This is a genomic window from Mycobacterium sp. DL (assembly GCF_039729195.1).
Taxonomy (GTDB): domain Bacteria; phylum Actinomycetota; class Actinomycetes; order Mycobacteriales; family Mycobacteriaceae; genus Mycobacterium; species Mycobacterium hippocampi_A.
This window is the reverse complement of sequence record NZ_CP155796.1, coordinates 5,238,647-5,263,760: the sequence shown is the minus strand read 5'-3', so window position 1 is coordinate 5,263,760 and position 25,114 is coordinate 5,238,647. Positions and strand designations below refer to the sequence as shown.

Here is a 25,114-nt window from a genome sequence, read left to right as displayed (position 1 = left end):
GTGCCGGGGCCCGGCCGGATGCGCGTTCACATCCGCTCCGGAGCGCTGACGCCGAGGATCCCCAGCCCGTTGGCGATGACCTGGCGAGTGGCCTGGCACAGCGCGAGACGCGCGGCGTGCAGGTCACCGGGGGTCTCGTCACCCTGTGGGAGCACCCGGCAGGAGTCGTAGAAGCGGTGATAGTCGCCGGCCAGGTCTTCGAGGTAACGCGACACCCGGTGGGGCTCGCGCAGGTCGGCGGCGGTCTTCAAGACCCGGGAGAACTCGCCGATGTTGCGGATCAGCGTGCCCTCCTTGTCGTGGGTCAGCAGATCAAGATGTGCGGTGTCGGGCACGATCCCCAGATCGGCGGCATTGCGCATCAGGGCCGACAGCCGGGCGTGCGCGTATTGCACGTAGTAGACCGGGTTCTCGGCCGATGCCGAGGACCACAACTGGAGGTCGATGTCGATCGGGCTGTCGACCGAACTGCGGATCAGCACGTAGCGTGCCGCGTCCACCCCGATGGCGTCGACGAGGTCGTCGAGGGTGATGACCGTTCCCGCCCGCTTGCTCATCCGCACCGGTTGCCCGTCGCGCACCAGGTTGACCATCTGGCCGATGAGCACCTCGACGGTGTCGGGGTCGTCACCGAGCGCCGCGGCGGCGGCCTTCAGTCGCGCGATGTAGCCGTGGTGGTCGGCGCCGAGCATGTAGATGCACAGATCGAAGCCACGCTGACGCTTGTCGAGGAAGTAGGCGAGGTCGCCGGCGATGTAGGCGGGCTGACCGTCGCTCTTGATCACCACGCGGTCTTTGTCGTCACCGAAGTCGGTGGTACGCAACCATGTTGCACCGTCGGACTCGTAGATGCTGCCGGTCTCGCGGAGCTTGGTGATGGCCTGGTCGACACGACCTGAGGTGTGCATCGAGTCTTCGTGTGTGTAGACGTCGAAGTCGGTGCCGAATTCGTGCAGCGATTCCTTGATGTGGTCGAACATCAGGTGCACGCCGATGGAGCGGAACGCCTCCCGCATCTCGTCCTCAGGCAGGCTCAGTGCGTCCGGATCCTTGGCGAGCACCTGCGCGGCGATGTCGGCGATGTAGGCACCGGCGTAGCCGTCCTCGGGCGCGGGTTCACCCTTGGCCGCGGCGATCAGCGAGTTGGTGAACCGGTCGATCTGCGCGCCGTGGTCGTTGAAGTAGTACTCGCGCACCACCGTGGCACCCTGGGTGCTCAGCAGCCGGCCCAGGGCGTCGCCGACAGCCGCCCACCGGGTGCCGCCGATGTGGATCGGCCCGGTCGGGTTGGCGGAGACGAACTCGAGGTTGACCTTCTTGCCCGCCAGCGCGGCCGAGTTCCCGTACCCATTGCCCGCGGCGATGACATTCCCGACGATGACGTTCTGCGCCGACGCCTCGATGCGCAGGTTGACGAAGCCGGGGCCCGCCACCTCGGCGGCCGAGATGCCGTCCTGGTCGACGAGTGCTGCTGCCAGCCAGCCGGCCAGGTCGCGCGGGTTGGCGCCGACCTTCTTGCCCAGCTGTAAGGCCAGGTTGGTGGCGTAGTCGCCGTGCTCAGGGTTGCGGGGGCGCTCGACGGTGACGGTCGCGGGCAGCGCGGCAGGGTCCAGGTCGTGCTCGGCGAGCACCGCGGCAGCGGTGGTCTTGAGCAGCTCAGCCAGGTCGGCGGGGGTCACGGGTGTCCATCCTATGGTCTGGGGTGGTCGCTCCCCGAATCCATTAAGCCGTCGTCCTGCGGTGTGGCCCACGCTGAGCACCGCGACGTGGGCAGGGATCTGTTCCGTTGACGGGACGGCCCGCGGGATGCGTTAGTCTGTGCAGGCCCGTTCGGCGCAGGTGACTCAGCATGCGCCCCCGTAGCTCAGGGGATAGAGCGTCCGCCTCCGGAGCGGAAGGCCGCAGGTTCGAATCCTGCCGGGGGCACCATCTTGGCCCTCAGGGGCGCAAGCTTCCCGCCTCTTTGGTGGTTCTCATCCTGAAGGGCCCGGTGGGCGGCACCACCCCTCGACGATGACGGCGCGATCATGCCAGAGGATGATGCACCCATGAAGGCGAAGCCGTGCACGGGCGCAGGCAAGAACTGGTCGGTGAACAAGGACGGCAAACCGATCTGCCCCGGCTGCTACCGGGGACTCAGCGCCGTCGCCGGCTACGGAAAGACGGTGCGCAACACACGAATCGTGCCCCCTCACGTCCGCCCCGGTCCTCCGGATTCCCCAAAGCCCCGCCGTGAGCGACGCACCGACTGACCAGGGTCGAACTATCCGTCCAGCTGCAACAGCGGGGGATTGCGCCCGAGACCATCGGCCAGAGCGAGCAGGAACATCAGCGGATAGTTCGGAAACCGGGGCCCGGCGCGCCGGGCGAGGCTGTCGGCCGTCACATGCTGACCCCATCGGCCGTTGAATCCGCTTTTCGTATCGGGGTTGGGCCACCACGGCTGCGTGGTGCGGTCCACGATGCAGTCGTAGATGCGGCCATCGAGAGTCAGCGGTTCGCGTGGGCGTGACCGCCACACGATGACGTCCGCGCCGGCGTCGGGGACATCGAGTGCGTCGGGTTTCACTGTCTTACCGACTCCCGGACCCGCGGGCGGCTCATCAGGGTCGGCCGTGCTCGCGGGGTCCACCCCGAAGGACGCAAGAGGTGATTTGTAGTGCCCGACCTCGACGACACACGACACGAGCGCCGCGGTGGCGCCGAGGAAGCCAAAAGGGCCGGCCGCGATCATCTTCGCCAACAACACCGCGATGTCCTTGACGGCGGTCACCCCGGAGTCCTCATCGGCGTCGGAGCCGGCCGGGCTCGGCGTGTCTACCGTTCCGCACCATTGCGGTCGCCGATCCGACGTGTAGGGATCGACGCGTTGTTCGCCGGGAGTCGTGTAGAGGCTGTGTGTGCCCGCGGCGACGTACAACCGCGGGTGGCCCGCGGTCAGTACAGGTTCAGCGCCGGTCCAGGCTCCGACGGTCATCACTGTGTTCTGGTCGTCGTCGAACTGATACGGCGGAAAACCGTTCACGCCACTGGAACGAGACCCCGTTCTTCCCACAAACTTCGGAGTGAAAGCTGCGCCGACACCCTCACCGAGGATGGCAAGGCACTGCCAATCCCCCGCGTGCGAGGACACCTCCCTGGCCTCGACACCGTCGCAGCCGGCGCTGCTGACCCTCTGGTCGTGCGCGGGAAAGAAGAAGTAGTAACAGATCAGGGTGGGAGTGCGCAGCTTGCTCACCATCGGACCGAGGTTCACACCCGGCGCCCTACTCCCGATCAGACGCAGCTGCTCCTGGTGAAAAACCTCAGCGTGATACCAGAATCGGCTCGGCTCGAGCACACCGTCATACAGGCTCTCGATCGTGCTGCGATCGCTGTACCGGTTGCTACTCGAGGCCGTCACCTCGCCTTCGTGGGCTTCCGTGGCGTCCTTCCAGCCGCCGAGTTCGAGGAATCGGCGATCGTTGCCCGCGCCGATCTGGTCACCGAAGCGGAACTCTCCGGGCTCGTTCGGAAGTGCCGCCAGTGCCTTCGCCGTCACCGTCGGCTTGCGAGGGAAGGGATCGCCCGCCTTTCCTCCCCAACCCGCTTTGTCATCTCCGGGGTTCTGCGCGGTCCACAGCGCCGCATGTTCGACAAAACGCTTGGCGTCGCTGGGAAAGAACTTCTCCGAAGGGTGGAAGAACAGGATCGGTTCGAATCGCTCGATCAAGGCCCGATCGTCGTCGGGTGGGCGTTCCGAACCGCCCCCGCCTTCAGCGGGCGGGGCGGCCTTCACCTCCAGCACGATCGCGGCGGCCGACTGCGGGGAACTCCACGTCCAACTGATCGTCGCGGTGGACGCCTCGGCGTCCTGAGTCTGCAGAGTGCCTGCCTTGCCGAGGAATTGAGTGAGAGATTGCTCGTCGATCTCGCGGTAACCCGCGCCCTGCGTCACGTCGATCGCCGCCCCTCCGGCCGAGTCGACTGCGATCGCGCCGACCGCGACATTTCGATCCGGATCGGCCGATGCGGACAGCGGTGCGGTCAGCGACTGGCCTGAAGCCGGCACCGCGAAGGACTGCACGATCGCCGATCGGCCATTGGCGGTACTGACATCCACGTCGGTGTACTCGAAGATCGACCACGCGCAGAAATCCTGCGTCTCGAGACCGAAGTCGATGACAGCACTGGCATCCACGGGTGCAGGACCCGAGGCGCGGAAGCAGGTCAACCGCCGGTCGTCATTGGCGCCGTAAGTCAACGACCGCACCACCACCCACTGCAGGCCATTGCCGGTCACAGCAGGCGTGGTAGGAATTCCGCCACCGAACACCGGTCTCGCGCTGGTGACGAACAACAGCACCAACGTGTTGGAACCGGGCCGAAACGATTCGGTCTCGAAAGCGGATCCGTCGCCGGTTGTACTGCCTGACGCCAAGTTTCGTCTAGCCATCGAAGTCCTTCGGGATGAGCCGGTGACGAGTCAGAACGACTCGGTGACGGAGAACATGTTGGTGAATGCGCCGTCGCAGTCCATCGGCAGTTGTTCGACCATGGACGCGAAGCAGTTGTCGTTCAGCAGCGCCTGCAGATCAGCGATCGTCGCGGGGTTGAATCCCGCGCCGCGCAGCAGCGCGATGATGTCTGCGAGCACTGCGGGGATCTCGGCGAGTCGCCCCTGCGACCAGAGTTCGTTGTAGCGGCGCGAAAGCTCAGCGAATTGAGTTTGCACTTGCGGCATCTGGTCGATCTGGTTCAACACGCTGAACATCGCGCGCGGCAGCAGGTCACCGACCTTGTTCCAACACTGCGGATCGTCCCTGACCAATTGATCCAGCTTCTGTGACCACTCGGCCCAGCAGCGGCCGACCGGCGTTTCCACGGGTCGCTCGACGAAGACGGTTCCGATCAAGTGCGGGGTGAGGCGCCAGATCTTGAGGTCGTCGAGGCGGCCGACAAGACCGCTCTGGCCGGAAGGGTCATTGCCGATGACAAGTCCCGACGTGCCGGCGAGGAAGCCGTTCCACCCGTCCCAACGACTGACGAGGTCCCCGTTGATCTCAACCTGCACTCCAGCCGGGTCGTACTGCAGCGCCAACGTCATCCACTGATCGGACGGCAGCGGACGCGGCTCAGAACCACCCCTGCCCACTGCCGAGGCGCCACTGGTCTGGACGAATTCACCGCCGAAATAGCCACCCCCCGTGGTGAACGAGAAGCTGTCTCCGGCTGCCAACGTGCCGCCGCTGCGGATCATCTCCGTCTCGCAGACCATTTCGATCCGGATGCCACCCAGCGGCCGCCAACTCGCCGACGGCGGCACCCGAATCATCGTGCCGGAGCGTAGATGGACTGCCCCGGACCCGGGTGTCGCACCGTCGGCCCGAAAGTCGTCGTCGGCCAGCCCCACGGATTGGCCGTGGCTACGCCGACTCGGCGAATGATCGAAGATCACCCCCGGCATTCCGGCGTACGTGTGGTGCAGGACCAGTTCCCACGGCTCAGCCATGCCTGCCTCCGGCGCATTTTCAGGTAATGGCCAGGTCTGCCACAGGCCGAACTGCACGGTAGCCACTATTCGGCTCGGGTGAATCGATATCACGAGATCCGCAATCAGCCGTTAACGTGACCTTCGCGTGGCGACACTCATTACCTCGAGGATGACGCACTCGTCGAGGTGAAGCCGCGTCATTCCAATACTGACGGCGTGGATCTGAGACTGCTCCAGAGTTGTGGCATCGGGCGGACACCGAGCTGGTTGACCACCATCTGTGCGGCTTGGTTGACGCCCTCGGTGAACGTGGGGAAGGCGAACTGGAGTTCGGCGACATCCTCGATACGCATCCCCGCCGCCATGCAGGTGGCCACCATCTGAATCACCTCGGCGGAGTACTCGCCGAGCACGTGAGCGCCCACGATGTGGCGGCGTGTGGTCTCCACGATCAGCTTGCAGAAGCCTTCCGGCTGTCCGTCCGCGACGGGCCGCAGGATGTCCTCGTAGCGCGCCACCGCGACAGCGCAGTCGTAACGCGCGCGGGCCTGCTCCTCGGTGAGCCCGACGCTGCCGTATTCGGGGTCGGTGAAGCTGCCGGCGGGGACGATCTCGTGGACGACGCGGCGACGCCGGCCGAGCACCGCGTTCTCGGCGGCGACCCGGCCTTCGAGGGTCGCGCTACTGACGAGCATGCTGTTCCCGTCGACGTCCCCGGCGGCGAAGATGTGCGGCACGTTCGTGGCCGTGAACGCGTCCACCGTGACATAACTGCGGTCGGTGACGACGCCGGCGGCGGCGCAGTCGATGAGGTCGGCGTTGCCGGGCCAGCCGACCGCGAAGAACACCGCGTCCACATCGAGTGATCTGGCCTCGTCGTCGACTCGATACAGCACGCGCACCCCGGGTTGCTGTGCCTGCAGCTCGTGGACCGCGGCACTGGTGACGACCGAGATGCCGCGCTTACGAAAAGCGTGTTCGAGCGCGATCGAGACATCCACGTCGGACCGCGCCACGATCCGCGGCGCATACTCGACAAGCGTTACCTCGCAACCGAAGTCGGCCAGGATCGACGACAGCTGGCACCCGGTGTCGGCCGCTCCGACGACACAGACCCGCTCCGGCAGTGACGTCAGGCCGCGCAGATCCTCGTAGGTCAGGCCGAGCTCGGCTCCGGGTATCGGCAACCGTCCGGGCTTACCGCCGGCGGCGATGATGATCCGATCTCCCGTCCACGTACGGCCGTCGGGAACGGACACCGTATTGGCGTCGACGAACCGGGCATCACCCGCCTCCTCGACGAGATCAACCCCCTCCGAACCGATATGGTCGGCCATCCGTTTACGTTCGTAGAGGTAGGCGGCCACCCGTTGGGCGTTGGCCAACGTGGCCACAACGTCGACTTCGGGCCGTGTCCCGCGCAGGCCGAATGCCTCCCACGAACTCCAGTCCCTGACCAGACGTGCGGCGCGCGCCAACGTGCGCACGGGCGCCGGACCCCGGTTGAGGGCGGTGCCGCCGACCCTCCCCCGTTCGATGAGGGTGACTTCTGCACCCAACCCGGCTGCATGCAGGGCGGCGGACACGCCTGCGGGTCCCCCTCCGATGACGACTACACGCATGTCGCGACTGCTCCTCTCCACCGGACCATCCCTGAGACGGCTAGGACCACTCCGCGAGTACGCGCATCTTGCCGGCCTTCACCGCCGCCTGCCGCCGCAGCTTCTTCAGCTCCGGGGCGAAGGGGTTGCGTTCGTTGTCCTGGAAATTCAGCGGCAGATCCAGCGCCTTGATCAGCTTGGCCTCAAGATGCCACGGCTCGGGGTGCAGCACCCAGGACACCGCGGCGTTCTGGGCCATCCACTCGGTCAGGACGGCTTCGCCGCCGGCGAAGGTCTGCCGCTTGCCCGAGCCGATCCGGCGCAGCGCGAACCCCAGCTGATCACCGAGCAGGACCCCGAGTGACTTGCGCAGCGGTGAGCCGTCCGCATTCGCATTGCCGGCACCGAAGTGGTACCGGATGCGCTTACGCAGGTCCTGCGGTGTCTGTGGCTTGCCGTCGGCCCGCGGTGGACCGGGGCTGATTCCGACATACAGCAGCGTCCAACCGTCGCGGTGTTCGCAGCCCGAGGTGTCGATATCGCCTGGGATGTCTTTGAACCACCAGCCGTGCGCGCCGGCTTCGTCGGGCACCGGAGAAGGGTCGGCGAATATCTCGTCACGCGTATACCGCTGAGCAGCAAGGAAATTCGCGACAGCACTGGCACTGCGCTTCGCGGACATCGACTCAGCCATGCAGCTCAGCGTAGTCGCCGGAAGCGCCGAGCGGCCCCAGTGGATTCAGCCGGTGTGTTCCAGGGTCCGATGGGGTTTCCGGGTTTGTAGAATCTGTTCACTCTGGCCGGAGATCCGGACGGCCGGAGACGCCATCGCGTCAGGAGAGGCGGCTATGAGCCCGACAGGTGCGGCGCTGCTCGTCGCCGTCGCGCTGACGCTGGCAGGCTGCTCGGATACGACCGAGCCGTCGACCGCCCCGACCCCGTCCAGCGCCGGTGCCCAAGCGCCCGCTCCTCCACCGCTCAGCACGGTGCCGCCATCACCCGAACCCGCGCAGCCGCGGCTGGCGTCCGACCCCGCGCAGTTGGTCGACGACCTCGTCGCCGACGAGACGGCGCTGCGCGACCCGTCGTCGTCACCGGAGGTGGTGCGCACGGCCGCGCGCCGTCAGCAGGTCGCCTATCGCGCCATCGGACGGCACCCCGAATGGGATCCGATCGCCCGCCCGCGCATCCCCCCGGCGCTGCTCGAGGTCTACGACCGCAACGTCGAGGCCCGCAGGCAACTCGCGTCGATGATGAAGCAACCACCGTCCACCGTGCCTGCGTGGCGGATCAATCCGCCGCCACCGGCGCACGAGCTTCTCGAGCACTATCGACACACCGAGTCGGCGACTGGTGTCGGGTGGAACTATCTGGCGGCGATCAACCTGGTCGAGACCGCGTTCGGCCGCATCGAGGGCGTCAGCACCGCCGGGGCGCAAGGACCGATGCAGTTCATGCCGTCGACGTTCGCCGCGTTCGGCAACGGCGGCGATATTCTTTCGCCCCGCGACAGCATCATGGCGGCGGGCCGCTACCTCGCCGCCAACGGCTTCGTCGGCGACCCGGACTTCGCCCTGTACCGCTACAACAACTCACAGCAGTACGTCCGTGCGATCAAGGACTATGCGGCGGTGATCGCTTCCGCCCCAGAAGCATTCACCGCGTACCACCTGTGGGACGTGTACTACAGAACCACCGCCGGCGACGTCGTACTGCCCGTCGGGTACACCGCAGACACCCGCATTCCCGTCGAGGAGTACCTGGCCGACAACCCGCAGTGATCGTGCCGACGCGGCTAGATGCCCAACGTCGTGCCGGTCTCACGCTCGGCGAACTCCCAGAGCGTGCGGGCGTCCTCGTAGTCACAGGCCACGGGCGCGCGGCCGCTCAGCGTCGGGCCGCCCTTGAAACCGAGCCTGCCGTCGATGCCGACGTAACTGCCCGGCGGGATCGGCTCGGTGAGGCAGTACAGCGTGGGCGCGGCGCCGGCGTCGAGGTCGTTGCCGATGACGTTGGCCACCGACGTCACCACCGAGTGGAACGCCGACATCATCCGGGTGTCGGACAGGTTCGGCAGGTTCGAGGCCACCCAGCCCGGGTGGGTCAGGTAGGTGGTCACCGGCGAACCGGCCTCGCGCAGGCGGCGATCCAGTTCCAGGCCCCACAGCATCACCGCCAGCTTCGAGCGGGCGTACGCCGGAAACGAGGACCACTTGCGGGTGCGCAGATGGGGATCGTCGAACGCGATCGACGCCGACTTGTGGGCATCCGAACCGACGTTGACGATCTTCGAGCGGACCCGACCGAACATCAGATTGGTCAGCGCGAACGGACCGAGGAAGTTCGTGCCCATCGTCATCTCGAAGCCGTCGACGGTGTCGCTGCGGTGCTGGGCGACCAGCCCGGCGTTGTTGATCAGGACGTCGACGTCCCCGTCGACCAGCCCGGGGAACGCCTTGACCGAGGACTGATCCGCGAGGTCCAGTTTGACGATCGACGTGTCGCCGCCCATCTCGGCCGCACGCTGCGCGCCCAGTTCCAGATTGCGGACCGCCAGGATCACGTGCGCCCCTGCCCGGGCGAGCGCGCTCGCCGTCGCGAGGCCGACGCCGTTGGTGGCGCCGGTGACGATGATGCGTTTGCCGGTCATGTCTCCGAGGCGGGCCGGCGACCATTGTGAAGTCATCGTGTGAGGTTAGCGGTGCCCAACTGGGCGCAAAACGTTGACATGACAGTTTCTGGCTGGTTGTCTACCGCCGATGAGCGATGCCGCCCGCGAGATCGAGAACCTGGTGTACACCTACGCCGAGCGGATCGACGCGGGTGATCTGGACGGCGTCGCCGCGCTGTTCGCCCACGGCCGGATCTGCGGCGTGGAGAACGGCCCCCCGGAAACAGTCTTCGAAGGCACCGCCAGGGTCCGGCAACTCTACGAGATGGCGACGCGCCTCTACGACGACGGCACACCCAAGACCAGGCACTTCACCACCAACGTGCGACTGCATGTCGACGAGGACTCCGGTACCGCGAGCGGTGGTGCCTACTACTGCGTCACCCAGGCCACCCCGGATCTGCCCCTGCAGATCATCGTGACCGGCCACTACCGCGACACCTTCCACCGCATCGACGGCGCCTGGTGGTTCGACACCGGACCATGTTCATCGATCAGGTGGGCGACACGAGCCATCATCTGAAGTTCTGACCGCGGTGGCATCCTCCTTCGACGCGGCTGCGCTGATGGCCCGCGCCCAGCAGAAGGAGAACCTCTCCGACTGGGGTCCCCTGCCGTTCGAGGAGCCGCTGCAGGTTCTGGTCGACAGCTACCGTCGCGCCGACCTCAACGACATCGGCGTGCATATCCTGCGTTCGGGCCTGGTGCACAGCCTGCGGATGCGGCTGCGCGCCCAGGAGTGGATCCGCCGCCACCCGGAGATCACCGAGGAGGTCATCGCCGCGCCGATCGTCGTCGTCGGCATGATGCGGAGCGGAACCACCCTGCTCCAGCGACTCCTGGCTGCCGACAACCGCTTTCACTGCTGCTACGGCTGGGAGGTGGTCGAGGTCGCTCCCCGACTCGACTACGACTGGGCGGCTGCGCAGGATCCGCGGATCGCCATCAGCGAGAAGCGCGAGGCGACTTCGCGCGAACTGGCACCGGAGTTGTTCGCCATCCACCCGATGTACGCCCGGGAGCCCGAGGAGGAGATCGTCTTCCTGTCCGACGCGTTCCTGTCACACGTCCCGGAGTCCGGCGCCCACGTGCCGGACTACCGGTCGTGGATCGACGGACAGGACTTCGCACCGGCGTACGCCTACCTGCACCGGATGCTGCAGTTCGTGCAGTGGCAGAAGCGAAGGCAGGGTCGCACTGCGCAGCGGTGGGTGCTGAAATCCCCTGCACACCTGGGGTACCTCGACACCCTTCGTGCCCGGTTTCCCGATCTGCACCTCGTGCACATGCACCGTGACCCGCGGGAGACGATTCCGTCCGGCGCCGGCCTGAACGCCACCCTGCACGCCATGCACGCCGACGAGGTCGACCGCCACCGCGTCGGGGCCGAGTGGCTGGCCCGGATGGGCTGGACCAACGACCGCGCGATGACCACCCGGCGGGGCTGGGACGACGAGCGCGTCCGGTGCACCGACATCGAGTTCGCCGATGCCGTCGCCGACCCGATCGGCCAGGTGGCCCGGGTGTACGACGCGATCGACGTGCCGTTGACCTCCGAGGCCGAATCGGCGATGCGGCGCTGGCTGGCGCAGCGTCCGCGCGAGCCCGCGCGGACGCCCTACTGTGCGGCCGACTTCGGGTTGAGCGACGACCAGATCGCCGAGCGGTTCTCGGCCTACAACTCTCTATTCCGCCCTGTTCGAGGAGGACAAGATGACCCAGTTCACCGGTGATCCGGTAGCGACCGACTCACAACACGAGCAGGAGCTTGCCGCACTGGAACTCACCAGCCACCCGACGGTGAAAGCGGCGTATCGCAGTGTGGCCGACACCTGGCTGGGTCGCGCGAAAGCATCAGAGGCGATGCGGGAACGCTTCGACGCCGCCTTCGCCGAGGTGATGTTCTCCGCGGCGGTGTGGTCGTCCAATCAGGACAAGCTGCGGCCGAAAGTCAGCTGCATCACCCGGATCGGGCACCCCGTCGCCGGCCGCGCGGTGCCCGGATCACGTTGGGGCATCGACAATCCCGACAGCGTGTACCGGGTCATTCCGATCTCCGGTGACGAGCGCTACGAGATCACCGGGCGCGTCGGCGCGAACCGGATGACGGAGAACTACTTCACCCTGTGGGACGCCAACATGGGCACCGTCGCCGTGCTCAACGGCCGCACGATGGACGTCGGCGCCGACGGATCCTTCACGATCACCGTCGACGCCGACCCTGCCGGTGGTCGGCCCAACCATGTGCAGACCACGCCGGCCGCTCACGAGTTCTACATCCGTGACGTGCTGCTCAACTGGGACCGTGATGATCCGAATCACCTTGCGGTGCAGCGTCTCGGCGGGATGCCCTCGGTGCCGGCGCGCACGCTCGACGAGCAGGCCGACGCGACGGTGGAGATGATGGCGTACTTCGCGAACTTCACCGGCAAGCTCAGCCACGGCGTCTACAAGATGGCGCCCAACAACTTCAACCTCGCGTGGTCCGCCGACAAGGTCGGCGCGATGCGCAACCAGGTGTACGTCATGGGGCGCTTCGACCTGAACCCCGGGGAAGCGTTTGTGGTCGACGTGAGCGACGGCGGCGCCGAGTACTTCACCGTCCCGCTGAGCAACATCTGGGGCACCACACTCGACATCGTCGACCGCACCGGAAGCCTCAACAAGGCCCAGTCGGTACCGAACGAGGACGGCACCTACACCTACGTCATCTCGCCCACCGATCCCGGAGTGGTGAACTGGATCGACTCCGACGGACTCACCGAGGGGATCCTGACCCTGCGGATGGCCGAGTTCGGCGGCGACGGGCCGAAGGAGGACCTCGGCGCTCGCGGGCGGGTGATCAACCTCGACGACCTGGACGCCGAGGTCCCTGCGCTACGGCGAATATCGGCGCAGGAGCGGGCCACCGAGTTGGCCGACCGGCGCACCGCCTATCTGCGTCGGCTACCCGAAGGGACCAACTGACATGGCACGCTGGCTGATCACCGGATGTTCCACCGGCATCGGACGCGAAATCGCGCGCGCCGCATTGGAAGAGGGACATTCGGTGGTGGTGACCGCACGTCGCACCGAGTCGGTGGCCGATTTCGCCGACGAGTTCGGCGACCGTGCGGTGACCGTCGCACTCGATGTCACCGACAAGGATCAGATCGGTGCCGCGGTCCGGGCCGCAGACGAGGCGTTCGGCGGCACCGACATCCTGGTCAACAACGCGGGCAACGGCTACCTGTCGGCCATCGAGGAAGGCGAGGACGAGCAGGTACGTAAACTGTTCGACACCAACTACTTCGGCGTCGTCGACACCATCAAGGCAATCCTTCCCGGGATGCGTGCCCGCGGCTCGGGGCACATCGTCAACATCTCGTCGATGACCGGACTGGTCGCCAACCCGCCCAACGCGTACTACTCGTCGACGAAGTTCGCGCTCGAGGCGCTGACCGAAGCGCTGGCCCAGGAGGTCAAACCATTCGGCATCAAGGTCTCCGCGATCGAACCCGGCGCGTTCCGGACCGACTGGGCCGCGCGGTCGATGTGGGAATCCGCCACCCCCATCGGCGATTACGACGACAACGTCGGATCCCGCAAGACGCTGATCAAGGAATTCGCCAACCATCTACCGGGTGACCCCCGCAAAGTCGCCGAAGCGGTGCTGATGGTGACGAAGCTCGACGAACCACCCTTGCGACTGCTGCTCGGCCGCGACGTGTTGTATGCGGTGCGCGACAAGCTGGCCGCGTTCTCTGCCTCGATCGACGAATGGGAAGCGGTCACCAAGAACGTCAACTTTCCGCCCGCGGACGCGAGGAGCGAAAGTACCGGAGGTTGACCGTGACGACACTCGACGGCCACGTCGCCTTCATCACCGGTGCCGCACGCGGCATGGGCCGCGCGCATGCGGTCCGACTGGCCGGCCAAGGCGCAGACATCATCGCCCTCGACGTCTGCTCGGAGTTCGACTTCACCGACTACCCGGGAGCGACCGCCGACGATCTGGACGAAACCGTGAGGCTGGTCGAGGCCCAGGGCCGCCGGATCCTCGCCCGGCAGGCCGACGTGCGCGACGCCGACGCGGTGGACGCCGTCGTTTCGGACGGGCTCGAAGCGTTCGGCCGGATCGACATCGTCGTCGCGAACGCCGGCGTCATCCGCGTCACCGACAGTGACCGGCGACGTCGGGACTTCCGCGAGATCGTCGAGGTCAACCTCATCGGGGCCTGGAACACCGTCGATGCCGCGATACCCGCCCTCATCGCCGGCGGCCGTGGCGGCTCGATCGTGCTGACCAGCTCCACCCAGGGGCTCAAGGCCTCCGACACCGACCGGGCGGGACTACAGGCCTACGCGGCATCCAAGCGCGCGCTGGTGGCCCTCATGCAGGGATGGGCCAGCAACCTCGCACCCCACTCGATCCGCGTCAACACCATCCACCCCAGCGGGGTGAACACCGACATGATCATCAACGACGCGACGATGACCCTGGCCGCGGCCGGCGATCCGTGGCTGATGGCCCAGCAGAACGCCCTGCCGATCGCGCTCGTCGAACCCGACGACATCGCGACCGCCGTGGCGTGGCTGGTCTCCGAGGAGGGCAGGTTCATCACCGGCACTTCGTGGCCGCTCGACGCGGGGTTCACACTGCGCAATTGAGTGCGGGCCGCGGTGCGCGGGCGCCCGTAAGCCGCCCGTCACACTCAGCGCCCAACCAAGTGGTTAGTCTGCATGGAGATCCGACGATGGACCCAGGAGGCCGGAATGCAACTGGCACTGACACCCGAGGAAGCCGCGTTCCGCGACGAGCTTCGCAGCTTCTACCGGACGAAGATCCCCGCCGACATCCGCGAGCGCTCCCGCATCGGCGCGGAGGTCAGTCGTGAGGACATCGTCACCACCCACAAGATCCTCAACGACAACGGGCTCGCGGTACCCAACTGGCCGGCCGAATGGGGCGGCCAGGACTGGACGCCCACCCAGCAGCAGATCTGGCTCGACGAGATGCAACTGGCCAGCGTGCCCGAGCCACTGACGTTCAACGCCAACATGGTCGGCCCGGTGATCGCCGAGTTCGGATCCCAGGAGATCAAGGAACGCTTCCTGCCGCCCACCGCCGCGCTGGACATCTGGTGGTGCCAGGGCTTCTCCGAACCCGAGGCCGGTTCGGACCTCGCGTCGCTGCGCACCACCGCACTGCGCGACGGGGACAGCTACGTGGTCAACGGCCAGAAAACGTGGACGACACTCGGCCAGTTCGCCGACTGGATCTTCTGCCTGGTCCGCACCGACCCCGACGCGCCGAAGAAGCAGGCGGGGATCTCCTTCCTGCTCATCGACATGAACACCCCGGGCATCACACTGCGACCGATCAAACTGGTCGACGGCAGCTACGAGGTCAACGAGGTGTTCTTCGAAGACGTCCGGGTGCCCGCCGACCAGCTCGTCGGCGAGGAGAACCAGGGCTGGTCCTACGCGAAGTTCCTACTGGGCAACGAACGCAACGGCATCGCCCAGGTCGGCCGCACCAAGCTCCGGCTCTCCGAGGTCAAAGAGCGCGCGAAAGAGAGCGGCCTGCTCGACGATCCGCTGTTCGCGGCGCGGCTCGCCGAAGCCGAAAACGACGTCCTGGCATTGGAATTGACCCAGATGCGGGTCGCTTCCGGGTCGAAGGGCGGTAAGCCGAACCCGGCCTCGTCGGTGCTGAAGCTGCGCGGTAGCCAATTGCAGCAGCTGGCCACCGAACTGCTCGTGGAAGTCGCCGGGCCCGACATCCTGCCGTTCGACGCCGGCGACGGCATCGTGTCCCCCCAGTGGGCGCAGCGCAGCGCCCCTCGATACCTCAACTACCGCAAGACATCCATCTACGGCGGCAGCAACGAGGTGCAGCGCACCATCATCGCCTCGACCATCCTCGGATTGTGAGCTAAGCCATGGACTTTCAGCTGAGCGAAGAGCAGGTTCTGCTCCGCGACACCACCCGCGATGTGCTGTCGCGGACCTACGACACCGAAACCAGGCTCAAGGTCATCGACACCGACCTCGGGTGGAGCCGCGACGTGTGGCGTCAACTCGCCGAAATCGGCATCCTCGGGCTGGGATTGGACGAGGATTCGGGCGGTCAGATCGAACTGCAGGTGGTGGCAACCGAGATCGGCCGACGTCTGGCACCGGAGCCCGTCGTGCACGCCGCGCTCGGCCCGGGCACGCTGATCGCCGAAGCAGGCACCGTCGAACAGCGCGCGCTGCTCGACGAGGTCGCCGCTGGCGAGCGGCTGCTCGCATTCGCCCACCTCGAGCCCGGGATGCGGCTACCCAATGGCGCGGTCACGACAACCGCGGCGCGCGAGGGTGATTCGTGGGTTCTCAGCGGACAGAAGAACCCGGTGCTGGCCGGTGACTGCGCAGACACCCTGGTGGTCAGTGCAGCGCTGCCCGACGGCGGAAGCGGACTGTTCGTCGTCGACGCGTCGGCGGTGAACAGGCAGCCGTACCGGACCTTCGACGGTCAACGCGGCGCGCAGATCGACCTCGACAAGGTGGCCGCCGAACCGTTGGGCGAGGGCGGCGACGCGTCGGAGGCAATCGAGCGCACGCTGGTACGGATCTCCTCGGCGCTGTGCGCCGAAGCGCTCGGCGCGATGGAGGAGGCGCTGCGGCTGACAACCGAGTACCTCACCCAGCGCAAGCAGTTCGGCGTAACCCTGAGCAAGTTCCAGACCCTCACCCAGCGCGCCGCCGACATGTACGTCTCGCTCGAACTCGCGCGCAGCATGACGCTCTACGCGGCGATGTCGATCGCCGACGGCAACCTCGATCCGACCATCGCCGCGCGGGCCAAGCTACAGATCGGCCGTTCCGGCAAGCACATCAGCGAAGAAGCGATCCAATTGCACGGCGGCATCGGCGTGACCGCCGAATACCCCGTCGGGCACTACGCGGCGCGGCTGACCGCGATCGAGCACACTCTCGGTTCGTCCCAGGACCAGCTGCACGTGCTGATGAACCAGCTCGGCGGCTACGAGGTCGTCACCGTCTGACCTGCGTCTTCGTCACGGGTGAAATGTCTGCTGCCTCCGATGCGATATACCTTGGGTAGAAACCTGAACGACGCATCCATCCAGGCAAAGGAGTGCACGATGCAGGTGAAGAAGTATTTCGCCACCACCGCGATCTTCGCAGGTCTCGGGGCAACTGCCCTGGGGTTCGGCGCCGGCCAGGCCGGTGCGGGCCCGCACGGGTGGGGACCGCACCCACCGCCACCGCCGCCGCCTGGCCACGTTGGCCACATCGTGGGCGTTCCGCCCGGTCACATCGCACATTGGGTCGGTGTCCCGCCAGGTCATTGGGACAAGCCGTGGAAGTGGCTCAAGTAGCGCCGTAGGCGTCGTCACGAGTTACGTAGCGCGCTACTGAAGACCCGTACGCCGCAGTGGGCCATCCTTTGCTCAGCCGTGACAGCTGAGCAAAGGACGCATTGCCATGACGACGGAACCCACGCCCGTCTTCGATCGAGACGAATCAGAGGCTGAGGAGCGCCCGTACGCCGGGCCGGCTGTTCGACTGCTCGCGTTCCTCCTCGACGGCCTCTGTTTGACCATCGTCTCGTTTCTTGTCAGCGTGCCCGTCGCTTTCGTCTTGGAAGTCTTTTCTCCGGGCACCATCGGTGATTGGACGACCTCGTACGACGCGGTGGACGCGGGATGGACGGGATGGGCCATCTATGTGGTGGGCAGCGCGATCTTGCTCCTCTGGTTTGGTGCTTGGCAGTCCGGGCTCGGCGCCTCGCCTGGCATGCTGCTGTGCAAACTTCGTGTTGTCGACCCCAACGGGCGGAGTCGACCTTCCTTCCGGGCAGCGGTGATCCGCAATTGCCCGCAGACATTGCTCTATTTCGGTTCGCTGACCGGCATCGCCGCCGTTGACGCGGTGTTGGCCGTGATCACGCTCGGCGGCTACATCGCCATCGGTGTGTCGATCAGCAACAGCCCCACCCGTCAAGGGTTCCACGACCGGCTGGCCGGGGGCACCTTCGTGGTGCGGAAGCCGCGCAGACATCCCTCGGACGGCGGTCGCATTCAGTAGGCGTCGTGCAACCGCATCCACTCGTAGGGCGGCTGCTGCGGCCAACCCTCGGGCGAGTTCTCCCAGGTCTCCTGACGGCCATACGGGGTCAGGTCGAGCAGGTCGAACACCAGCATGAACGGTTCCTCGCCGCGGTTGAACGTCTGCCAGGTGTGGAACACCCGGTCACCGTCTCGTAGGAAAACGCTGATCGAATGGTGTTCCTCGCCGTCGACCGTGGCGTGGAAGTCCTCGTTGAACGTCGTGCGCCCCGACGACACCCACGGCAGGTCCCAGCCCATCCGGTCCTTGAACGCGATCAGCTTGCCCACCGGGGCGTGCGACACCATCACGAACGAGGTGTCTTTGGCGTGCAGGTGAGCCAGCGGGCCGATGTGGTCGGCCATCATCGAACAGCCCGAGCAGCCTTCATCCCAGTCGGACCCGAACATGAAGTGCTGCATGATCAGCTGACTGCGGCCGTCGAAGAGATCCGGCAGCGTCACCGGGCCCGACTCGGTGTCGAACAGGTACGGCGTCTCGATCTGCACCATCGGTAGCCGGCGACGGGCAGCACTGACCGAGTCTTTCAGCCGGAAGAGTTCCTTCTCACGGACCAGCAAGTCGGCGCGGGCGCTCTCCCATTCGGCGCGCGAAACGATCGGCGGCAAGGCTCTGTCAGTCCCCATACCCAGAGCATGCCACCGCGACTCAGCCGAAGTCTCGAACCACGTCGGCGACCCGGCGCACCTGGTCGATGTCCGAACTCGTCGGGATCAGGTGTACCTCGTCGGTGCCGATGTCGGCGAAGCTTTGCAGCACCGCGTGCAGTTCGTCTTCGGTGCCGGCCCAGCCGGTGGTCGGCGCCATCGCATCGACGAACTCCGCGGGAATCCAGTTCATATAGCGACGGAGGTGGCGATGCACCTGTGCGCGTGGTTCGTCGCCGTCGCCGATCGCGAACCAGAACGATGTCGCCAGGTGCGGTGCGCCCTTACCCGCCTGCCGCCAGGCATCCCGGGCGATGTCGAACAGTTCGTTCTGTTGGTCGGTGTCCAGATCCAGGGTGGTGCCGGCGAGCCCGTCGGCCCACGCGGCGGCATGGCGCGTCGTCTTGGGCCCCAGCGTGCCCACCATCAGCTTCGGACCACCCGTCTGTACCGGCGGTGGGCCCACCGGCAGCGTCGAGTCGGTCACCTTCTCACCGGCCCATACACGTTTCATCACGGCCACCCGCTCGGCCATCTCGCGCATCGTCTGGGTTGCGGGATCCGCGCCGGCGGCGACGTAGTCCTCGTGGCGCCCACCCACGCCGACCCCGACGGTGAGCCGGCCGCCGCTGAGCATGTCGCCGGTGGCCAGCGCCTTGGCCAGCATCACCGGGTCGTGCAACTGCGGGATGATCACCGTGGTCACCAGCTGGACCCGGTCGGTCCAGGCGCCCAAGGCCCCGAGAAGCGTCAGGCTCTCGGGGTTGTCGAACGCCATCCGCTCGCCCCAGCACAGCGAGGAGAACGGGCCGCTGTCGACGAGCAGCGCCCACGACTTCAGCATTGCGGCGTCGAGGTTGGGCTCCATCACCGGCATCGTCATTCCGATATCCACGTCGGCGATTCTGGCACGCCGGGCGAACAGGGCGCGGCTACCGACCGCAGTGGGGCATCAGCGCGCCGGATCCGCGGCGGGCGGGTCCTTCTGCGCCCGGATCGGATCGGCTGCCGGTGGCGCGAACAGGCCGCCCCTCATGCCACCGCCGAAGGTACGCACCCCGACCAGACACCAGGTACCCAGCAACCCGACGTAAGCGATCGCCGCGGCGATCCGGAATGCCGGCAGACCGGTGTGCACAGCCAACTGCGTCGTCCCGGTGACGAACGTGCCGACCGGGAACGTCAGGCTCCACCAGGTCAGCGCGAACGGCATCCCGCGGCGCAGGGTCCGCACGGTCAACGCGGTGGCCAACCCGATCCACAGCACGGCGAATCCCCACACCGGAACCCCGTACAGAATCGCGAAGATGCTCATCCCGTCGGCGAGCTGCTGGTCGACGGCGAGGGCCGCATCGGTGGCGAGAAGACCTGCGACGGTGATCGATTGGCCCAGCGGCCCGAGAACGATCCACAGTGTGGGCACCCGCGCGGTTCCTGATGTGCCGAAGTGCGCCAACCGACTCCAGATGATGGTGATGATGATCAATGACGCGATCAGCGACAGCCCGAACATCGCGAAGCAGCCGTAGAACATCGTGGTGCGGCCGGTTCCCGGCGCCATGTGCGGGATCAGCATCGCGCCCGTCGCGGCCGATACCATCGGCGGCACCACCGGCATCAGCCACCCGCCGAACGCGGCGTCGGGTTCAACGCGGTACTGGGTGAACATCATGAAAGGGATGCTCATCGCGGTGAACAGGCCGCCGACGGTCCCTGCGGTCCACAACACCCAGGCCAGGTTCACCGCGGCACGGTCGCCGATCAGGTCGTGACCGACCAGCAGTGCCCCGGCACCGACGGTCAGCAGGGCCATCGGAGCGGCCCCGTAGAAGTGCGCCATCTGCGGGTTGCGGGCGTGACTGCGGGCCACCGTGGGGTTACGCACCCAGTGGGCGATCATCGCGACGATGAGCAGCACCAACCAGACCGCCGAGGCCACCCAGACCACCAGTGCGAACGTCCGCAATCCCGGGACGTGTACCGGCAGCGTCGCGCCGGCCGTGGCGACGATGCCCGTGCCCATCACCGAGGCGAACCAATTGGGCCCGAGGTAACCGAGAGGGTTGGGCCGGTCGCCGGTCATGGAGTCAGTATGGCCACCGCGACTCGTCCGGGGGTTATCCCCCGCTGGAATCTGGGGAAAACGCTGTGTCGCGCGCCCGCGCAGGTCCCTAGGTTGGAGTCCATGACCGCAGTGACCGACATGGATGCCGTGACCGATCCGGGTTCCGGCGTCGCGCAGCCACCCACCGATCCGCCGCCGCGCACCCGCGCGATCGGGCTCGTGCCGAGCGCGTCCATGATCACCGGCGGTGCTCTGGCGACGGTGTGGTTCTGGATCCCGTTGGCAATCCTGATCATCGGCATCTCGTCGATCCCGAGCATCGTCGGCTTCCTGGTGGCCGGGGTGGTCTTCATCTACCTGATCCGCGGGGTCGACCGCATCGAGCGGGTACGCAGCGAAGCGGTGTTCGGCATGGGCATCGGCAGCCCGCCGCGGAAGCTTTCGCACTACACCGGCTTTCAGCGCTGGGCCCATCAGCTCTGGCTGGACGTCAGCAGCGCCCGGTTCTGGAAGTCGGTGGCCCACCACTACCTCCGGATGACCTACGACGTCCTGGTCACCGGTCTGGCTCTGGCGCTACTCGCGTTCGGGTTCCTGGCACCGGCGGCGGCGATCGCCATCGGCAACAGTGACGCCGAGGCCGGGCTGTCGTTCCTGCCCACGCCGGTGGCCTGGCTGTTGGCTGCGGTGGCGCTGGCCGCGGCCGCCGCGTTGCTGGTCTTCGCACCCGCGCTCGACGCGACCATCGACCGCTGGCTGTTGTCCCCGTCGCCGACCGCCGAACTGCAATATCAGGTCAGTGCACTCGCCGATGCCCGTCAGGGTGCGGTGACGTCCGCGCAGACCGAACGGCACCGCATCGAACGCGACCTGCACGACAGCGTCCAGCCGAGGCTGGTGTCGTTGGCGATGACGATCGGCCTGGCTCAGACCAAGCTCGACACCGACCTGCCTGCCGCGAAAGCCTTGATCACCGAGGCCCACGAGGACGCCAAGAGTGCCCTGGTGGAGCTCCGAAATGTGGTGCGCGGCATCGCGCCGACCATCCTGTCGGACCGCGGCCTCGACGCCGCACTGTCCTCGGTGGTGCAGCGCGCGGTGAACTCCGGGGTGCCGACGACGCTGAGTGTGCACCTGCCGCGCCGACTGCCCGACGAAGTCGAGGCATGCGCGTACTTTGTTGTCGCCGAGGCGCTGACGAACGTCACGCGCCACGCCGGCGCCTCGCACGCCGCGGTCACCGTACGACTCGAGGAACCCGCGAATCAGTTGCACGTCACGGTGTTCGACGACGGCCACGGAGGTGCATGGATCGTGGACGACACCAACGTCGATGCCACCGGACTGCGCGGCCTCGACGAACGGGTGCGCGCCGCCCGGGGCACGTTCGCGGTTTCCAGCCCGGCCACCGGACCCACCATCGTCACCGCGGTGCTGCCATGCGGATAGTGATCGCCGAGGATTCGGCGCTGCTGCGTGCCGGGATCGAGCGCATCCTCACCGACGCCGGCCACGAGGTGGTCGCCGGCGTACCCGATGCCACGAACCTGTTGCGCCTGGTCAACGACAAGCAACCCGATCTGGCGATCCTGGACGTGCGGATGCCACCGACCTTCACCGACGAGGGCATCAGGGCAGCGGCACTACTGCGCAGCCAGAACCCGGAGTCACCCGTGCTGGTGCTGTCCCACTACGTCGAAGAGCGGTACGCAGCCGATCTGATCGCCTCGGACACAAGAGGTTTCGGCTATCTGCTGAAGGACCGGGTCGCCGACGTCCCCGCGTTCCTCGATGCCGTGGGTGTGGTCGGGGCGGGCGGTACCGTCCTCGACCCCGAGGTGGTGTCCCAGATCCTCGCCCGCTCCCATCGACGCAACACCCTCGACGCGCTGACCATACGCGAACACGACGTGCTCCAACTGATGGCCGAAGGCAAGACCAATTCCGCCATCGCCGTAGCTCTGCACATGTCGGTCGGGTCCGCCGAGAAACACATCGCATCCATCTTCACCAAACTGAACCTCGCACCGGACGAGAGCGAGAACCGCCGGGTCCTCGCCGTGCTGCGGTACCTCGAATCCTGAAGTACTGAAAGGACTCTGACGTGACGATCATCGCCCCACCCCCGGCTCCCCCATCACCACCGGCACCGCCGCCCCCGTTGTCGCCGGGCGGACGAACCGCCGTCCGCGTGATGCTGGTCGTCGCCGCCGCTGTCCTGATCACCGGGGTCGTCGTGTCGCTGACGACGCTCGCGTGGGGTGTCAGCTCCTTCCGGGTCGTCACCGACTCGCAGACACTGCCGAGCACCCTGCGCTCGGTCGCGGTCGACACCGGTTCGGTTCCGGTGGCCATCCGCATCACCAGCGATCGCGACGTTCGCGAACCCCGGGTGGACATGCGGATGGTCAACTCCACCCGCGCCGGCTCAGACCCGCTGTCGGTCAGCACCGACGACATGACGGCGCGGGTGACGATCGACGCCGAAACCTCTCCGTTCCTGGATTGGGGCCGGGCCTCGGAGGTCACGCTGGTGCTCCCTCCGGAGCTGGCACGCCGATTGACGGTGACCACCCAGCAACAGATGGGTGTGGTGATCGCCCAGGCCGATATCGACCAACTGATCGCGCGATCGGTCGACGGCACCGTCGTGCTGAACGGCGCGGCGCGCCACGTCGACATCACCACTGAGCACGGCGACGTCACATCCCGCAGACCCGTCGCGGTGTCCGAGTCGTTCCGCGCGGTCACCACCACAGGAGATGTCGATGTCGAGTTCACGCAGGCCCCGCCGACGGTGGACGCGCAGACGGGCAACGGTGACATCGAGCTCGCGCTGCCCGCACCGGGCCCGTTCGTCGTCAATGCCACCACCGGGCAGGAGTGGGGCACGACGGTCGTGCGGGTGCCGCAGACCCGCGAGAGTGAGGACGCCGCATCAGTGGTCAACGCACGGTCGGAGACCGGCGACGTGATCGTCGAAACGCTGGATTAGCCGAGCGTTTCCCAGAAGTGGTTCAGCGGCGCGGTTCACAACGCCTCAGTCTCCGGATTGCCATGCACCAGAACGACCGTCATGGTTAGCCGTCAATCCGACAACATCTCCGCTATCGGTGTCGAATCGTCGGCGTGACTCGCCGACGCACACCGGCGATTGGCCCTAGCGACCCGCCAAAGGAACGACGGGTTGAGCAGACGTGTCGGGGGATCGAGCAGGCCGGTGACCCTGAAGAACTGGCCGCCGACAAGGGAATCGGTTTCGGCGGCGGTGAGCACCCAGTTGGCGAATCGGTTCGTCACGCGCATCACCGGTGTACGGCGACCCTGCACCTGCGGAAACTCCAGATCAGATGCCGCCGCCAGCTGCCACGGCACAGCGATCGACTTCGCAGCGGTGCGGAAGTAGCGGCGGGGCAGGTCGGTCACACCGCGCCGGAGACAGTCACGTAGAGCCAACGCATCCAATGCCGCCACCGACATCCCCTGCCCGTAGATCGGGTCGAAACTGCAGATGGCGTCGCCGGTGACGAGCAGGCCGTCAGGGAACCGTCGCATCGTGTCGTAGCGTCGCCACTGACTGGACGGCATCCGGTGCTGCACCGGTGCAGCGAGTGGTTCGCCGGCGCGTACCGCAGCCAGCAGATGCGGAGGGCTGTAGTCCTGAGCGAAGGACAGCATGCCGTCCAGATCGCGGGGCGGCTCGTGGCCGACCATCCCGAAGACCGTGAAGATCCACGTGTCGTTCTCGTAGCCGAAGAGGAACATCCCGGTCGGTCGGCCCGCGGCGGGGCCGATGATGGCCATCATCTCGTCCAAGGTGCCAGGCGGGATCCGCAGAGCTTGGCTGACGTAGCTCATGTGCATGACGACGTGGTCCTCGGTGGGGCGCCCGTATCCGAGGTTCTCCAGGAACGCGGGGGTATGCGCGGCGCGCCCCATCGCATCCATGACCAGATCGGCCGTCAACTCCCGTTCCGCCCCGTCGCCGCGGTCAGTCACGCGAACGCCGTTGACGCGGCCACGATCCGGCGTCGCAGTCAGTCCGACCACATCGTGACCGTCCACGATCGTCACGTTGTCCAGCTCCGTCAGGCGCCGTCGGACGTGGCACTCCAGGAACGGCCTGCTGGCCATGTACATCGCCACGGCCTTGTGATCGCCGACGAACGTACCGGTGCGGTCGGTGACGTGGCCGCTGTAGGACAGATAGAACCTCGAGAGTTTCCCGTCGTTCCACACAGGTGCGCCGTCGGCGACCAATTCGTCGAGGATGGACGGGAAGAACTCCTCCAGGGTCTGGGCGCCGCGGGCCAGCAGCACATGGACGTGCCTGCCCTGCGGTACTCCGCGCCGATTGGCGGGTTCGTCGAGCAACACGTCACGCTCGACCACTGTGACCGTCTCGAACCGATCGGCCAGCACTCTCGCCGCGAACAGCCCCGCCATGCTCGCTCCCAGAACGACCGCACGCTCCCCCAGCTTCGTCATGGGCTAATGGTGGGACGGCGCCGGCCTATCCGAATGCAGTAGTGCACTACC

General features: G+C 66.8%; 23 protein-coding genes, 1 tRNA gene and 1 pseudogene. 15 read left to right on the top strand and 10 right to left on the bottom strand.

The window, feature by feature from the left end; translation table 11 throughout:
- Positions 1–26: 26 nt before the first annotated feature.
- Entirely contained in the window at positions 27–1,679 is a 1,653-nt protein-coding gene (argS, locus tag ABDC78_RS25180; protein WP_178357873.1) for an arginine--tRNA ligase, read from the bottom strand.
- Positions 1,680–1,853: 174 nt separating this feature from the next.
- On the opposite strand from argS, the gene ABDC78_RS25175 reads away from it, so the two are divergent.
- Both ABDC78_RS25175 and ABDC78_RS25170 read left to right on the top strand, forming a co-directional pair.
- Positions 1,854–1,929 (top strand) — tRNA-Arg (locus tag ABDC78_RS25175).
- Positions 1,930–2,048: 119 nt separating this feature from the next.
- A complete protein-coding gene (locus ABDC78_RS25170; protein ID WP_178357874.1) occupies positions 2,049–2,252 on the top strand; it encodes a hypothetical protein in 204 nt (67 codons plus the stop codon).
- 11 nt (positions 2,253–2,263) lie between these two features.
- On the opposite strand, the gene ABDC78_RS25165 is transcribed toward ABDC78_RS25170, so the two are convergent.
- The 4 genes from ABDC78_RS25165 to ABDC78_RS25150 all read right to left on the bottom strand — a co-directional run bounded on the left by ABDC78_RS25165 (position 2,264) and on the right by ABDC78_RS25150 (position 7,768).
- Complete coding sequence (locus tag ABDC78_RS25165) at positions 2,264–4,282, bottom strand: hypothetical protein (RefSeq protein WP_347133222.1); 2,019 nt, start codon at positions 4,280–4,282, stop codon at positions 2,264–2,266.
- Positions 4,283–4,465: 183 nt separating this feature from the next.
- Positions 4,466–5,491, bottom strand: a complete 1,026-nt coding sequence (locus ABDC78_RS25160; RefSeq protein ID WP_178357876.1) for a LamG-like jellyroll fold domain-containing protein — start codon at positions 5,489–5,491, stop codon at positions 4,466–4,468.
- Positions 5,492–5,670: 179 nt separating this feature from the next.
- On the bottom strand, positions 5,671–7,095 hold the full coding sequence (locus ABDC78_RS25155; protein ID WP_178357877.1) for an NAD(P)/FAD-dependent oxidoreductase: 1,425 nt from the start codon (positions 7,093–7,095) through the stop codon (positions 5,671–5,673).
- Positions 7,096–7,135: 40 nt separating this feature from the next.
- A complete protein-coding gene (locus tag ABDC78_RS25150; protein ID WP_178357878.1) occupies positions 7,136–7,768 on the bottom strand; it encodes a GIY-YIG nuclease family protein in 633 nt (210 codons plus the stop codon).
- A gap of 154 nt (positions 7,769–7,922) precedes the next feature.
- Here ABDC78_RS25150 and ABDC78_RS25145 point away from each other — a divergent pair, with 154 nt between their 5' ends.
- The gene (locus ABDC78_RS25145; RefSeq protein WP_178357879.1) at positions 7,923–8,855 is read left to right on the top strand and encodes a lytic transglycosylase domain-containing protein; all 933 of its coding nucleotides are present in this window, start codon (positions 7,923–7,925) and stop codon (positions 8,853–8,855) included.
- Between the two features lie 14 nt (positions 8,856–8,869).
- Here ABDC78_RS25145 and ABDC78_RS25140 read toward each other — a convergent pair whose 3' ends face one another.
- Complete coding sequence (locus tag ABDC78_RS25140) at positions 8,870–9,760, bottom strand: SDR family NAD(P)-dependent oxidoreductase (RefSeq protein ID WP_178357880.1); 891 nt, start codon at positions 9,758–9,760, stop codon at positions 8,870–8,872.
- A 73-nt stretch (positions 9,761–9,833) separates the two neighbouring features.
- On the opposite strand from ABDC78_RS25140, the pseudogene ABDC78_RS25135 reads away from it, so the two are divergent.
- From ABDC78_RS25135 to ABDC78_RS25095, 9 genes and pseudogenes are all read left to right on the top strand, one after another.
- A pseudogene (locus ABDC78_RS25135) lies at positions 9,834–10,276 on the top strand (nuclear transport factor 2 family protein).
- A gap of 35 nt (positions 10,277–10,311) precedes the next feature.
- Positions 10,312–11,478, top strand: coding sequence for a sulfotransferase (locus tag ABDC78_RS25130; RefSeq protein WP_178358058.1), 1,167 nt, complete (start codon positions 10,312–10,314; stop codon positions 11,476–11,478).
- On the top strand, positions 11,459–12,712 hold the full coding sequence (locus ABDC78_RS25125; protein ID WP_178357881.1) for a hypothetical protein: 1,254 nt from the start codon (positions 11,459–11,461) through the stop codon (positions 12,710–12,712). The genes ABDC78_RS25130 and ABDC78_RS25125 overlap by 20 nt, the downstream gene beginning before the upstream one ends.
- Before the next feature lies 1 nt (position 12,713).
- Complete coding sequence (locus ABDC78_RS25120; RefSeq protein ID WP_178357882.1) at positions 12,714–13,574, top strand: oxidoreductase; 861 nt, start codon at positions 12,714–12,716, stop codon at positions 13,572–13,574.
- A gap of 2 nt (positions 13,575–13,576) precedes the next feature.
- Positions 13,577–14,395 carry a mycofactocin-coupled SDR family oxidoreductase gene (locus ABDC78_RS25115; RefSeq protein ID WP_347133221.1) on the top strand — a complete coding sequence of 273 codons (819 nt, stop codon included), beginning with the start codon at positions 13,577–13,579 and terminating at the stop codon, positions 14,393–14,395.
- A gap of 105 nt (positions 14,396–14,500) precedes the next feature.
- Positions 14,501–15,661: an acyl-CoA dehydrogenase family protein gene (locus tag ABDC78_RS25110; protein WP_178358059.1), complete on the top strand. Its 1,161-nt coding sequence runs from the start codon at positions 14,501–14,503 to the stop codon at positions 15,659–15,661.
- 8 nt (positions 15,662–15,669) lie between these two features.
- Complete coding sequence (locus tag ABDC78_RS25105; RefSeq protein ID WP_178357884.1) at positions 15,670–16,776, top strand: acyl-CoA dehydrogenase family protein; 1,107 nt, start codon at positions 15,670–15,672, stop codon at positions 16,774–16,776.
- Between the two features lie 99 nt (positions 16,777–16,875).
- The gene (locus ABDC78_RS25100) at positions 16,876–17,112 is read left to right on the top strand and encodes a hypothetical protein (protein ID WP_178357885.1); all 237 of its coding nucleotides are present in this window, start codon (positions 16,876–16,878) and stop codon (positions 17,110–17,112) included.
- Between the two features lie 217 nt (positions 17,113–17,329).
- Positions 17,330–17,821: an RDD family protein gene (locus tag ABDC78_RS25095; protein ID WP_347133220.1), complete on the top strand. Its 492-nt coding sequence runs from the start codon at positions 17,330–17,332 to the stop codon at positions 17,819–17,821.
- Here ABDC78_RS25095 and ABDC78_RS25090 read toward each other — a convergent pair.
- From ABDC78_RS25090 to ABDC78_RS25080, 3 genes are all read right to left on the bottom strand, one after another.
- Entirely contained in the window at positions 17,815–18,489 is a 675-nt protein-coding gene (locus ABDC78_RS25090; protein ID WP_178357887.1) for a DUF899 domain-containing protein, read from the bottom strand. The genes ABDC78_RS25095 and ABDC78_RS25090 overlap by 7 nt on opposite strands.
- A gap of 22 nt (positions 18,490–18,511) precedes the next feature.
- Positions 18,512–19,393, bottom strand: coding sequence for an LLM class flavin-dependent oxidoreductase (locus tag ABDC78_RS25085; protein WP_178358060.1), 882 nt, complete (start codon positions 19,391–19,393; stop codon positions 18,512–18,514).
- 69 nt (positions 19,394–19,462) lie between these two features.
- On the bottom strand, positions 19,463–20,593 hold the full coding sequence (locus ABDC78_RS25080) for a TDT family transporter (protein ID WP_178357888.1): 1,131 nt from the start codon (positions 20,591–20,593) through the stop codon (positions 19,463–19,465).
- A gap of 120 nt (positions 20,594–20,713) precedes the next feature.
- Between ABDC78_RS25080 and ABDC78_RS25075 the strand changes: the two genes are divergently transcribed.
- From ABDC78_RS25075 to ABDC78_RS25065, 3 genes are read left to right on the top strand one after another with little or no spacing between them, the layout of a single operon-like run.
- Positions 20,714–22,024, top strand: a complete 1,311-nt coding sequence (locus ABDC78_RS25075) for a histidine kinase (RefSeq protein ID WP_256735946.1) — start codon at positions 20,714–20,716, stop codon at positions 22,022–22,024.
- Entirely contained in the window at positions 22,015–22,659 is a 645-nt protein-coding gene (locus ABDC78_RS25070; RefSeq protein WP_178357890.1) for a response regulator transcription factor, read from the top strand. Before ABDC78_RS25075 ends, ABDC78_RS25070 begins: the two co-directional genes overlap by 10 nt.
- Before the next feature lie 20 nt (positions 22,660–22,679).
- Positions 22,680–23,570, top strand: a complete 891-nt coding sequence (locus ABDC78_RS25065) for a hypothetical protein (protein ID WP_178357891.1) — start codon at positions 22,680–22,682, stop codon at positions 23,568–23,570.
- Between the two features lie 92 nt (positions 23,571–23,662).
- Here the strand turns inward: ABDC78_RS25065 and ABDC78_RS25060 are convergent, their stop codons facing one another.
- On the bottom strand, positions 23,663–25,063 hold the full coding sequence (locus tag ABDC78_RS25060) for a 2-polyprenyl-6-methoxyphenol hydroxylase-like oxidoreductase (RefSeq protein ID WP_178357892.1): 1,401 nt from the start codon (positions 25,061–25,063) through the stop codon (positions 23,663–23,665).
- Positions 25,064–25,114 lie beyond the last annotated feature (51 nt).

What these genes read in the sequence shown, in the direction of transcription:
- ABDC78_RS25170 (WP_178357874.1), top strand. Translation starts at nt 2,049, where the DNA reads ATGAAGGCGAAGCCGTGCACGGGCGCAGGCAAGAACTGGTCGGTGAAC.
- ABDC78_RS25160 (WP_178357876.1), bottom strand. Translation starts at nt 5,491, where the DNA reads ATGGCTGAGCCGTGGGAACTGGTCCTGCACCACACGTACGCCGGAATG.
- ABDC78_RS25155 (WP_178357877.1), bottom strand. Translation starts at nt 7,095, where the DNA reads ATGCGTGTAGTCGTCATCGGAGGGGGACCCGCAGGCGTGTCCGCCGCC.
- ABDC78_RS25150 (WP_178357878.1), bottom strand. Translation starts at nt 7,768, where the DNA reads ATGGCTGAGTCGATGTCCGCGAAGCGCAGTGCCAGTGCTGTCGCGAAT.
- ABDC78_RS25145 (WP_178357879.1), top strand. Translation starts at nt 7,923, where the DNA reads ATGAGCCCGACAGGTGCGGCGCTGCTCGTCGCCGTCGCGCTGACGCTG.
- ABDC78_RS25140 (WP_178357880.1), bottom strand. Translation starts at nt 9,760, where the DNA reads ATGACTTCACAATGGTCGCCGGCCCGCCTCGGAGACATGACCGGCAAA.
- ABDC78_RS25130 (WP_178358058.1), top strand. Translation starts at nt 10,312, where the DNA reads ATGGCCCGCGCCCAGCAGAAGGAGAACCTCTCCGACTGGGGTCCCCTG.
- ABDC78_RS25125 (WP_178357881.1), top strand. Translation starts at nt 11,459, where the DNA reads ATGACCCAGTTCACCGGTGATCCGGTAGCGACCGACTCACAACACGAG.
- ABDC78_RS25120 (WP_178357882.1), top strand. Translation starts at nt 12,714, where the DNA reads ATGGCACGCTGGCTGATCACCGGATGTTCCACCGGCATCGGACGCGAA.
- ABDC78_RS25110 (WP_178358059.1), top strand. Translation starts at nt 14,501, where the DNA reads ATGCAACTGGCACTGACACCCGAGGAAGCCGCGTTCCGCGACGAGCTT.
- ABDC78_RS25105 (WP_178357884.1), top strand. Translation starts at nt 15,670, where the DNA reads ATGGACTTTCAGCTGAGCGAAGAGCAGGTTCTGCTCCGCGACACCACC.
- ABDC78_RS25100 (WP_178357885.1), top strand. Translation starts at nt 16,876, where the DNA reads ATGCAGGTGAAGAAGTATTTCGCCACCACCGCGATCTTCGCAGGTCTC.
- ABDC78_RS25090 (WP_178357887.1), bottom strand. Translation starts at nt 18,489, where the DNA reads ATGGGGACTGACAGAGCCTTGCCGCCGATCGTTTCGCGCGCCGAATGG.
- ABDC78_RS25085 (WP_178358060.1), bottom strand. Translation starts at nt 19,393, where the DNA reads ATGACGATGCCGGTGATGGAGCCCAACCTCGACGCCGCAATGCTGAAG.
- ABDC78_RS25080 (WP_178357888.1), bottom strand. Translation starts at nt 20,593, where the DNA reads ATGACCGGCGACCGGCCCAACCCTCTCGGTTACCTCGGGCCCAATTGG.
- ABDC78_RS25075 (WP_256735946.1), top strand. Translation starts at nt 20,714, where the DNA reads ATGGATGCCGTGACCGATCCGGGTTCCGGCGTCGCGCAGCCACCCACC.
- ABDC78_RS25070 (WP_178357890.1), top strand. Translation starts at nt 22,015, where the DNA reads ATGCGGATAGTGATCGCCGAGGATTCGGCGCTGCTGCGTGCCGGGATC.
- ABDC78_RS25060 (WP_178357892.1), bottom strand. Translation starts at nt 25,063, where the DNA reads ATGACGAAGCTGGGGGAGCGTGCGGTCGTTCTGGGAGCGAGCATGGCG.